Source organism: Rhodococcus sp. WS1, from assembly GCF_003797745.1.
Classification (GTDB): domain Bacteria; phylum Actinomycetota; class Actinomycetes; order Mycobacteriales; family Mycobacteriaceae; genus Rhodococcus_F; species Rhodococcus_F erythropolis.
Genome location: NZ_RKLZ01000003.1, coordinates 514950 through 525072, shown reverse-complemented (window position 1 = coordinate 525072; position 10123 = coordinate 514950). Strand labels below are relative to the sequence as shown.

The window sequence follows — 10123 nt, the reverse complement described above, 5'->3', positions numbered from 1 at the left end:
AGCGTCGTTCTCTCATCTGCCGAAAAAAGTACCGACGGCCTGCATCGATTGCCGTGGACCTGCGGCGCGAGACGACCGTGCCGACTACCACTCGACACAGTCCGCCGATTGATCAAAGATAGGGTTGCATAACCTTTCCATCTCGTCAAATGGCAAAACAAGTTCCCATGCGATCACATAAAGGATTCCGCCAGGTCTGTTTCTGCAGATCAGACCTGGGATTCGAGTGCGGTCTCAATATTCGGTGCGTCATGCGCCGGGTACGCATGCACCAAGGCGGTAGCGAGTTTGGGTACCGCGTGAGTGAGCGAATGCTCGGCGCTGTGTGCAATCGCGTGAGCTTCGGCAAGCGTTGCCCGGGGATCGATGTCGAGTTCTGCATCGGCATGCAGTCGGTGTCCGATCCACCGCATCTTCAGATCACGAACACCGAGGACTCCGGGTTCGTGCATCAATGCATGCTCGGCGCCGTCCACCAACTCCGGTTCGACGCCGTCCATCAACCGCCGGAAGACGTCTCGCGCTGCAGTCCTCAGCACCGCCACGATGGCCACGGTGATGACAAGGCCGATGATCGGATCTGCCAACGGGAAACCCAGCGCAACTCCCCCGGCCCCCAGAAGGACTGCGAGCGAGGTGAATCCGTCTGTCCGAGCATGCAATCCATCGGCCACCAGGGCCGCTGAACCGATTTGCCTGCCGACCCTGATCCGATACAACGCCACCAATTCGTTTCCGATGAAACCGATCAAACCTGCCGCCGCTACCCAACCGAGGTGCTCGATCTCGACCGGGTTGATCAATCGCCTCACCGCCTCGACACCGGCGATCACTGCCGACAGTGCGATCATGGCGAGCACGAACAGTCCGGCCAAATCCTCCGCACGCCCGAAACCATAGGTATAGCGCCTGGTTGCAGCGCGCCGACCGAGCGCAAAGGCAATCCAGAGTGGGACTGCCGTGAGCGCGTCGGAGAAGTTGTGAATGGTGTCCGCCAGCAGCGCCACCGAACCCGAGATCGCCACGATCGCAACCTGAGCAACTGCGGTGACTCCGAGCGCGACAAGACTGATCTTGACCGCCCGGATGCCGATTGCGCTCGATTCCAACGCGTCGTCGACACTGTCGGCAGCGTCGTGACTGTGCGGGGAGAACACTTCGCGAACTGCCGATCGAAACCCCTTCGGGCCGTGGACATGGCCGTGGCCGTGGGACGTCTTTGGTTCGTGCGTCATGACGCACCTTCTTCTTGATCGCTACGATCGACCTTCGCCGAGCGCTCCGGGTGTATCTCCCGAAGCTCACCTTCACTACGGTGATGCCCCGGCAATCCTGGTCCTGCATGCTCCGCATTGAAGACCGCATCCGTAACCAGTTGGCGCACATGGTCGTTCTCCAGACGATAGAACACCGTCGTACCATCGCGGCGCGTTCGTACCAACCTTGCCATGCGCAATTTCGCCAGGTGCTGCGACACCGACGGCGCCGGCTTGCCGACGCGTTCCGCCAGTTCGTTCACCGAGCACTCGCGATCTACCAATGCCCACAAAACCTGCACACGGGTTGCGTCGGCCAGCATGCGGAACACCTCGACGACGAGGTCGACTTGATCATCGGGAAGCTTACGGCGACAAACACCACTATCTGCGTTCATACGTAGATAGTAGATCATGCTGGACGCCGAAGATGACCTCTCGTCGATTCACCAGTTGTGCAAAGCTTGGCGGCAGAGCCCTTCGCCACTCGCAGACCGGGAGACAACGATGAGTACCGACGATTGGAACGCAGGAATGATTGCGGAATTTCGGGAGAACGAGGGCAAGGTAGGTGGCCCCTTCGAAGGTGCGCCCATGGTGTTGGTCCACCACACAGGACGCAAATCCGGACGCGATTCCGTGAGTCCCATGATGTATCTGGCAGACGAGCAGGATCCGAAGACCATCTACGTTTTTGCATCCAAGGCCGGTGCCCCGACCAACCCCGACTGGTACTACAACCTCGTTGCCACCGACCAGGCAGAGGTCGAGATCGGCACCGAAACATACCCGGTCTCCGTCAGCGAAGTAACCGGCGAGAAGCGTGACCGCATCTACGACGAGCAGGCCAGTCGATACCCGGGATTTGCCGAATATGCGGAGAAGACAGCTGGGATCCGCACAATCCCGGTGGTGGCACTGACTCGCGCGTAAATCCAGGTAGCGCTTCCCTGTCGTTTCCATTCGGAAACGGCAGGGATCGTTTGTACGGAATCACGACACTGAAGACGCTTTGACCTCAGCCTTCGAATGCCGTCCGAGCAGCACGTATCCGACCCAGGATCCGACAACCACTGTCGCCGCGAGCGCCTGTACCAGGCCTTCGATACTCGCCGGATAGAACACGCCGGTGATGTAGTGCGAGATGAATCCGGTGGACGGCAACTCCGCGATACCGGCCATTCGGCGGGCCCAGTTCTCGAGATTGGTCAGCGGGCAGTCATATCCGACCGCTATCGAACCGGCTCCCCAGACGACTGCAAGAAGGTGAAAACCGATGGTACGACGCCACTTCCACGCCACGAACCCACCCAGCACCACATAGAGGACAAACGCGAAGTGGACGAACACCGTCACTACTTCGATGAGCCGATACACCATCGTCGTCTCCGCTCGTGGCGCGGAAGTCCCGCAACAACCAGACTAATCCGATGTTAGTCCTCGTAGAGGTGATCTACCCGGCGTATGCAGCGGTCGTGCGAGCAGCGGCGGCTGCAGCCGCATCCGGGTCGTCGCCCGATGCGATCGCAGCTTCGGCCCACAGTTCACTGCTTCCCGCGATGAATGCCTTGGCCTCGTCGCTCGCCGACCACTCGGGTGTCTCGAGTGGCGTCGCGATCCCCAGTTCCACGTGTCGAGCCAGCCCGAGCAGTCCCATGTCCCACCCGACACCGACGGCACCTGGACCGTACTCGGCCCACCGATCCGGCGCCACGTCCGCGGCGTGTTCGAAGTCGAACAGCGTTGCACCACTGCCTTTTTCGGCGAGATTCACAGTCACATAGCTCACATCGCCGCCGTATTCCCAGGTGATGCGAAGTGTTCGAGGAGCATCGCACGCCAAAATTTCGCCGCCGGCGTTGCCCTCGAGCTGATAGTGGCCGCCGATCCTGGCTTCTCCCCCGACCGGCATGAACCATTGGGGAATGCGGTCGAACTCGGTGATCGCTGCCCAGACCGTGCCGATGGGCGCCGCGAGGGTCCGCGACATGCGCAACGTGCGTGTTTTCGACTCGTCACCGCCGAACGGGCTCAGCTCTCGCGCTACCACCTGCAACGAATCAACCGCTCTGTCGACCACGACGCTCCTTGGTTCGGGAAAACTTCAGCTCAGTCGCTGCTGTAGATGTACCGATACTTCTTCTCCAGCGGCGCTCTTGCCGATCGCCTTGCAGAGCGCCACGCGCAGCGGAAGCCAGTGTGGACCGTCACCGGACGGCATCAGCGTCGCCTCGAAGGGATGTTCACCATCGAGAGTCCCGACCACCTTCACAGCGCGCCTGGTTCCCAGAAGTTCCGCCGAACCAGGCACCGTCAGAAATGTCGCAAACGCCCCGTCTTTCTCGATGGGAGCGGTGAAGGCGTAATCGAGCGGTTGTGGAGTCTTGTCAGCGGCCATCTCGTGTCACTGTTCCGCAGCGAGTAGGACGTCGGTGTCGAAACAGGTGTGAGTGCCGGTGTGGCACGCGGCGCCCTCCTGATCGACGATCAGCAAGACCGAATCGCCGTCACAGTCGAGTCGCACTTCGTGGACGTACTGAGTGTGCCCCGACGTCTCACCCTTGACCCAGTACTGCTGGCGCGAGCGCGAATAGTACGTCCCCTTACGGGTTTCCAGTGTTCGCGCGAGCGCTTCGTCGTCCATCCACGCGACCATCAGCACATCACCGGTCGACTTCTCCTGAGCAACCGCGCTGAACAGTCCGGCGTCGTTTCGCTTCAGCTTCGCCGCGATTGCGGGATCAAGACTCATATGATGTTTATACCTTCCACCTGTGACTTCCGTGGAATTCCCCTGCTTGGTCGCCGTAGAATGGAAGTTTCTTCGCTTCTCGCTCTGGAAGAGGATCCGACATGAACCATCAACGTCATGACGGCCCACACCCGGAGTACACCTGCCACCTCGTGAACGCGAGCACCGATCGCGTCCCGGCCCGCCACATCGTTGTCGGGATCGGCACAGGCCTGAGCAGCAAGAATGTCGTCAGCTACGGATTGACGCTTGCCGCCAAGGATGATTCAGCACTCCACGTCGTTCACTGCATCACCGCCGAGGACTTGCCTGTCGAAACCGACTCACCACAGTTCGAAACGCGTCTGCACGACGAGATGGTGTCGCAACGCGAACAGACAACCTCGACACTTGCCTCGCACACGGACACCTGGACATACGACTGCACCTACGGAGACCCGGCCGGTGTCATCCTCGCGACCGCGGACAAGTACGACGCCTTCACCATCGTGATCGGATCACCGCGAAAAGGCGCTGCCTCCGCGGTGAGCCAACTGATACACAGCTCGGTCTCTTCCCGACTGAACCGGCAGAACCGTTATCCCGTGATATCGGTTCCGAGCGGAGTCAGATCGGCAAGATAGCCGAACACGGGGCATGCCCGCCTAGCTGATCGAATAATCCTCGAGCGGAAAGCGTTTCGCTTCGACAAACGCATTGTGTGTAGACGTGGGCCGCAGGATCGCAGCCTCCCCGTGCTGATTGAAGTAGTAGCTCCGCGCAGTCTGGCAACTGCCGCCGTAAAAGACGGAGTCCGCGAGGTTCGCCGTCATCCGGTCCAGGAACTCGGCGTTGGCGGTTTCGGTGACCTCGAACGTCTCCGCGCCACGCCGTTTCACCTCACCGAACAGTCGATCCATGTGCTGCATCTGGGATTCGATAGTCGTGAAGTAGGACAACCCGCTGTACGAGTACGGACTGGCGAGCGTGAGGAAATTGGGGAAGTAGGGAACCGTGACCCCCTCATAGGCCTGGAAACGGTTGTCGCGCCACCACTTACCGAGGTTTCGGCCCTCACGGCCGATAACCTCGATGGCCGGAAAGTTCACATCCCAGAGGTTGAATCCCGTTGCCAGCACCAGCGTGTCGATCTCGGTCTTGCGGCCGTCGGCCGTGACGATTCCGTCGGCAGCAATGTGGTCGATCGACGTGGTTTCGAGGTGCACGTTGCCTTTGGTGAAGGTACGGAAATAGCTGTTCGAGAATGTGGGTCGCTTGCACCCGAAGTCGTAGTCCGGTGTGAGTTGCTCGCGGAGATGCGCGTCACGGACCTGCGACCGCAGAAACGCTCGTGATGCGGCTGCAGCGCCCTTGTTCAACAGTTTGACCTGCTTGTAATGCAGGACCGCACTGACCATGATCATTTCGAGTATCGACGAACTGACAGCGCGGGCGATTCGCTGGGTGAGCGGAATGCGCGAGAACAGCTTCTGCACTGCGCTCGGGATGGGGACGTCGATCTTGGGAACGACCCAGATCGGGGTGCGTTGGTAGACGGTCAACTCTGCGGCCTCCCGCGCCACCTCGGGGATCAACTGCACGGCGGTGGCGCCGGTTCCGATGATTGCAGTCTTGGTGCCCGACAAGTCGTAGGAATCGTCCCAGGCGGTGGTGTGGATGATCTTGCCCGCAAATTCATCGATACCGGAGATGTCCGGTCGATGGGGCTGCGAGAGGAAACCCGTCGCAGTCAGGAGGTACTTGGCAGTGATGTCCGGTGCCCCCTCCACGGATACGACCCAGTGCGAGGAATCTTCGTCCCAGCGGGCTCCGTTGACCACGGCACCGAACGTCATGTGCTTCCGCAGGTCGTACTTGTCCGCGACATGATCGGCGTACTTCTTGAGTTCGGCACCCGGTGCGAAGAGCCTGGACCAGTTCGGATTGGGCTCGAACGAATACGAGTAGGTGACCGACGCGATGTCGACAGCCAAACCGGGATAGCGGTTGACGTGCCAGGTTCCACCCAGATCGTCCTCACGCTCGAGAATCGCCAGGTTGTCCAGGCCCATCCGCTTGAGTTGAATGGCCGCACCCATTCCGCCGAAGCCCGCCCCCACCACTACTGCGTCGTACTGCACTGCCATCGGAGAATCCCTCTCATGAACTGCACACCCATGAACCACGCACCCGTGAACTGCACATCAGAAACTGACACGTCATTCCGTTATTGAGAACGGTATCATTCCAGACGTGACGAAGGCCATGACCCGAGCGGAACGAAAAAAAGCGGAATTGCGCCGCGAGATCATCGACGCATCATTCGAGTGCTTCGCGGAACGCGGCTACCACGCGACCGGAATTGCCGATATCGCAACAACTCTCGGAATCGGTCACGGGACCTTCTATCGGTACTTCGAGAACAAGCGCGACATCATCGACCACGTCATCGACGATCTGATCGCAAAGATCATCAGCGCACTCGCCGTCGAAAATGCCCCTGACGCAGCAAATACATTGGACGAGTACCGCGCCCAGGTCGGTCGCATCGCCGAAGCGCTCCCCCGCATCTTCTTCGACGACCCGCGCATTCCGCGGGTTCTGCTCTTCGAGACGACAGGCGTCGACGCCGATCTCACTGGCCGGATGCTCGATCTACTCGACCAGTCGGCATCGTTGACCGCGGCGTACCTGCATCACGGAGTCGAATGCGGCTATCTACGCGCCGACCTCGACGTCGACAACACTGCGCAGGCCGTGAACGGCATGATGCTGGCAAGTGCGATTCAAGGATTGCGAGCCGATTCGTCCGTCGACTGCACCACGCTGAACCAAGCCATCAGCCGCCTCATGTTCGACGGAATCCGCGCCGAGAACGCCTAGCGAACGACGATTCCCTCGGCACGCATCGCATCCTTGACCTCCGGGATGCTCAGATCGCCGAAGTGGAAGACACTCGCTGCGAGAACTGCGTCTGCGCCCGCTTCGACTGCCGGGGCAAAGTGCTCGACCAGGCCGGCACCGCCACTGGCGATCACCGGTACGTGGACTGCTGCCCGGACAGCGCGGATCATCAGAAGGTCGAAGCCCGCTTTGGTGCCGTCGGCGTCCATCGAGTTGAGCAGGATCTCCCCCACTCCCAACTCGGCACCACGCTCGGCCCACTCGACAGCGTCGATGCCCGTGCCGCGCTTGCCCCCGTGCGTGGTGACCTCCCACCCCGACGGTGTGTCCGGCTGCCCCTGGGGAACGGTGCGGGCGTCGACCGAGAGGACGATGCACTGCGAGCCGAAACGCTCACTCAGTTCCTTGAGCAGTTCCGGGCGCGCAATCGCCGCGGTGTTGACGCTGACCTTGTCGGCACCGGCACGCAGCAGACGATCGACGTCCGCGACCGTGCGTACTCCACCGCCGACGGTCAGAGGAATGAAAACCTGCTCGGCAGTACGACTTACGACGTCGAGCATCGTGCCACGATCCGACGTGGAGGCGGTGACGTCCAGGAAGGTCAGTTCGTCGGCGCCCTGAGCGTCGTACGCTGCCGCGAGTTCCACGGGATCTCCGGCGTCGCGAAGATTCTCGAAGTTGACACCCTTGACCACTCGTCCGGCGTCGACGTCGAGGCACGGAATCACACGAACTGCGAGGGTCATGACTGTGGTCCTCCTGAGGACGAAGCGCGCGGATCACCGAGCGCGTTGAGGATATCGAGAATCTCACCGTGGATGCCCGGGGCGGCAGCGAGCACCGACTCCGATTCTACGGTCCACGGGTTTCCGGCCAGATCGGTGACCACCCCGCCCGCACCGCGAACGAGCGCGACCCCGGCCGCGTTGTCCCACGCGTTGCGGCCGTAGACGATCGCTCCGCCCAGGATGCCGGCCGCCGTGAAAGCGAGATCGACTCCGGTGGAGCCGTGTATTCGGATCCGCGAGGACACCTTGCTGATCTCGGCGAGGAGGTCGAGCCTGAAACTGCCGGGGATCCGGCCGCGACTGTTGACGTTGAGGGCACCCAATCCGACGATCGACGACGCCAGATCGGTTGGCTCCAGCGGCGGTACGGCGATTCCGTTGACCAACAACGGACCGCCGGCACGAGTGGCGTACGTGTGCCCGATCAATGGAAGCCAGGTCAATCCGAGTACCGGGACACCATCGTCGAGAAGCGCCAACAGTGTTCCGGCAGTGGGCAATCCGGCCGAGTAGTTGAAAGTACCGTCGACGGGGTCGAGAACCCAGACGAGCCCCGAACCGACGTCTGGGCCGCCGAATTCCTCGCCGTGCACCTCGATGCCGGTCTGCTCGAACAACTCCGCGGTCAACCGCTTCTCGAGCGCAAGATCGACCTCGGTGGCAAAATCACCCCAGCCCTTGCGGACCGCACTCGGGGCGCCGACACCGGCGACGAACTGATCGTGGACGCCATCGAGAAGCCGACCCGCAATCGCGAGAAGTTCGTCGAGGTCACGCGTCGGAGTCATCTGGAAAATCTATCCGGAAACTGCTGCCAGCGCTTCGGGGAGAGTGAAGCGACCGGCATACAGCGCCTTGCCGACAATCGCGCCCTCGACACCCTGATCAACCAGGCTGGAAATGGCGAGCAGATCCTCGATGGTCGACACACCACCGGAGGCGACGACGTGAGCGTCGGTGACAGCGCAGACCTGACTGAGAAGTTCGAGGTTGGGACCGGTGAGTGTGCCGTCTTTGGAGACGTCGGTGACGACGTAACGGGTGCAGCCGTCGCGATCGAGACGGGCCAGGGTCTCCCACAGATCGCCGCCGTCGGTGACCCAGCCGCGCCCACGGGTGCGGTACTGGCCGTCGACCAGACGAACGTCGAGGCCGACGGCGATCTTGTCGCCGTACTTGGCCAATGCACGGGCACACCACTCGGGATCTTCGATAGCGGCGGTTCCGAGATTGACGCGGGCACAGCCGGTGGCCAGTGCAGCTTCCAGGGAAGCGTCGTCGCGGATTCCTCCGGAGAGTTCCACCTTGACCGTCAGGTCGCCGATGACGCCTGCCAGCAGTTCACTGTTGGACCCACGCCCGAAAGCGGCGTCGAGGTCGACAAGATGCACCCATTCGGCACCGTCGTTCTGCCACGCAAGAGCAGCGTCGCGGGGCGACCCGTAACCGGTCTCACTTCCCGCCTCTCCTTGCACGAGGCGAACAGCTTCACCGTTGACAACATCTACAGCAGGCAAAAGGACCAGGCTCACGTGCGGTAACCCTAGTAGGTCAGGACCTCGAACCGTCTTCCGGGTCACCGAACGCTTTTCGGGTCATCCGCTTGGATACGACGCCCATTGCCGCGATCGCAGCAACGACCCCCACGAGACCGATCGCGAGACCGACACCCGGCGAGGGTTTGAGCACGACGATGACGACGGTGGCGACCGCCAACGCAGCCACAGCGGCGCCGAGCGAGAACAACGCCAGACGAGCGAGGGAAAAGTCGTCGCCGCGGTTCGGGCCGGAACTCCCGGTCACAAACTCTGCACCCAGTTGCTCAGCAACTCGGCGCCTGCGTCGCCGGATTTCTCGGGGTGGAACTGCGTTGCCGACAACGCACTGTTCTCGACGGCAGCGAGGAACTTTCCGCCGTGATCTGCCCACGTCAGCTTCGGAGGTGCGATGTGCTCGGACGGCGCGAGTTCCCAACTCTGCACACCGTACGAGTGAACGAAGTAGAAGCGGGTGTCGGCGTCGATACCCTTGAACAGCGTGCTCGACTCCGGAGCCTCCACGGTGTTCCAGCCCATGTGCGGCAAAACCTCTGCTTGCAGCCTCTCGACGGTGCCAGGCCATTCGCCGCAGCCCTCCGCCTCGACACCGAATTCGACTCCGCGGTCGAACAGAATCTGCATGCCGACGCAGATACCCAGCACCGGTCGGCCACCGGCCAAGCGTCTACCGATGATTCGGTCACCCTGGACTGCGCGCAGACCTTCCATGCAGGCCGCGAACGCACCGACGCCGGGCACCACCAGACCGTCGGCCGCCAATGCAACCTTCATATCGTTGGTCACCTCCACCTGCGCCCCGGTGCGCGCCAGTGCGCGAGTAGCCGAATGCAGGTTGCCGGAGCCGTAATCGAGTACAGCAATCGTGGAAGCGCTCATGCCCCA

The 10123-nt window shown here is 61.7% G+C and carries 15 protein-coding genes; 3 read left to right on the top strand and 12 right to left on the bottom strand.

Annotation, left to right across the window (positions count from 1 at the left end; all coding sequences use genetic code 11):
• Positions 1–209: 209 nt before the first annotated feature.
• Both EEB12_RS27570 and EEB12_RS27565 read right to left on the bottom strand, forming a co-directional pair.
• A complete protein-coding gene (locus EEB12_RS27570) occupies positions 210–1235 on the bottom strand; it encodes a cation diffusion facilitator family transporter (RefSeq protein ID WP_020969780.1) in 1026 nt (341 codons plus the stop codon).
• Entirely contained in the window at positions 1232–1654 is a 423-nt protein-coding gene (locus EEB12_RS27565; protein ID WP_020907992.1) for an ArsR/SmtB family transcription factor, read from the bottom strand. Before EEB12_RS27565 ends, EEB12_RS27570 begins: the two co-directional genes overlap by 4 nt.
• A gap of 109 nt (positions 1655–1763) precedes the next feature.
• Here EEB12_RS27565 and EEB12_RS27560 point away from each other — a divergent pair, with 109 nt between their 5' ends.
• Positions 1764–2189 carry a nitroreductase/quinone reductase family protein gene (locus tag EEB12_RS27560; RefSeq protein WP_141488868.1) on the top strand — a complete coding sequence of 142 codons (426 nt, stop codon included), beginning with the start codon at positions 1764–1766 and terminating at the stop codon, positions 2187–2189.
• Between the two features lie 60 nt (positions 2190–2249).
• On the opposite strand, the gene EEB12_RS27555 is transcribed toward EEB12_RS27560, so the two are convergent.
• The 4 genes from EEB12_RS27555 to hisI all read right to left on the bottom strand — a co-directional run bounded on the left by EEB12_RS27555 (position 2250) and on the right by hisI (position 4008).
• On the bottom strand, positions 2250–2636 hold the full coding sequence (locus EEB12_RS27555) for a DUF2784 domain-containing protein (RefSeq protein WP_020907994.1): 387 nt from the start codon (positions 2634–2636) through the stop codon (positions 2250–2252).
• Positions 2637–2709: 73 nt separating this feature from the next.
• On the bottom strand, positions 2710–3336 hold the full coding sequence (locus EEB12_RS27550) for an SRPBCC family protein (protein ID WP_021333655.1): 627 nt from the start codon (positions 3334–3336) through the stop codon (positions 2710–2712).
• A 24-nt stretch (positions 3337–3360) separates the two neighbouring features.
• Complete coding sequence (locus EEB12_RS27545) at positions 3361–3654, bottom strand: DUF1905 domain-containing protein (RefSeq protein ID WP_019748768.1); 294 nt, start codon at positions 3652–3654, stop codon at positions 3361–3363.
• Between the two features lie 6 nt (positions 3655–3660).
• Positions 3661–4008 (bottom strand): phosphoribosyl-AMP cyclohydrolase, encoded by a 348-nt coding sequence (hisI, locus tag EEB12_RS27540; protein ID WP_003942390.1) that lies wholly within the window; start codon positions 4006–4008, stop codon positions 3661–3663.
• A 101-nt stretch (positions 4009–4109) separates the two neighbouring features.
• Between hisI and EEB12_RS27535 the strand changes: the two genes are divergently transcribed.
• Positions 4110–4631: a universal stress protein gene (locus EEB12_RS27535; RefSeq protein WP_021344483.1), complete on the top strand. Its 522-nt coding sequence runs from the start codon at positions 4110–4112 to the stop codon at positions 4629–4631.
• Positions 4632–4652: 21 nt separating this feature from the next.
• On the opposite strand, the gene EEB12_RS27530 is transcribed toward EEB12_RS27535, so the two are convergent.
• Positions 4653–6134, bottom strand: a complete 1482-nt coding sequence (locus EEB12_RS27530; RefSeq protein ID WP_141488867.1) for a flavin-containing monooxygenase — start codon at positions 6132–6134, stop codon at positions 4653–4655.
• A gap of 118 nt (positions 6135–6252) precedes the next feature.
• Here EEB12_RS27530 and EEB12_RS27525 point away from each other — a divergent pair, with 118 nt between their 5' ends.
• The gene (locus EEB12_RS27525) at positions 6253–6870 is read left to right on the top strand and encodes a TetR/AcrR family transcriptional regulator (protein ID WP_029255504.1); all 618 of its coding nucleotides are present in this window, start codon (positions 6253–6255) and stop codon (positions 6868–6870) included.
• On the opposite strand, the gene hisF is transcribed toward EEB12_RS27525, so the two are convergent.
• From hisF to hisH, 5 genes are read right to left on the bottom strand one after another with little or no spacing between them, the layout of a single operon-like run.
• On the bottom strand, positions 6867–7640 hold the full coding sequence (gene hisF, locus EEB12_RS27520; RefSeq protein ID WP_003942380.1) for an imidazole glycerol phosphate synthase subunit HisF: 774 nt from the start codon (positions 7638–7640) through the stop codon (positions 6867–6869). The two genes, EEB12_RS27525 and hisF, sit on opposite strands and share 4 nt — an antisense overlap.
• Entirely contained in the window at positions 7637–8470 is an 834-nt protein-coding gene (locus tag EEB12_RS27515; protein WP_021333657.1) for an inositol monophosphatase family protein, read from the bottom strand. Before EEB12_RS27515 ends, hisF begins: the two co-directional genes overlap by 4 nt.
• A gap of 9 nt (positions 8471–8479) precedes the next feature.
• Positions 8480–9214 (bottom strand): bifunctional 1-(5-phosphoribosyl)-5-((5-phosphoribosylamino)methylideneamino)imidazole-4-carboxamide isomerase/phosphoribosylanthranilate isomerase PriA, encoded by a 735-nt coding sequence (gene priA / locus EEB12_RS27510; RefSeq protein WP_003942371.1) that lies wholly within the window; start codon positions 9212–9214, stop codon positions 8480–8482.
• 19 nt (positions 9215–9233) lie between these two features.
• A complete protein-coding gene (locus EEB12_RS27505; RefSeq protein WP_019748773.1) occupies positions 9234–9485 on the bottom strand; it encodes a hypothetical protein in 252 nt (83 codons plus the stop codon).
• Entirely contained in the window at positions 9482–10117 is a 636-nt protein-coding gene (gene hisH / locus EEB12_RS27500; protein WP_141488866.1) for an imidazole glycerol phosphate synthase subunit HisH, read from the bottom strand. The genes EEB12_RS27505 and hisH overlap by 4 nt, the downstream gene beginning before the upstream one ends.
• Positions 10118–10123 lie beyond the last annotated feature (6 nt).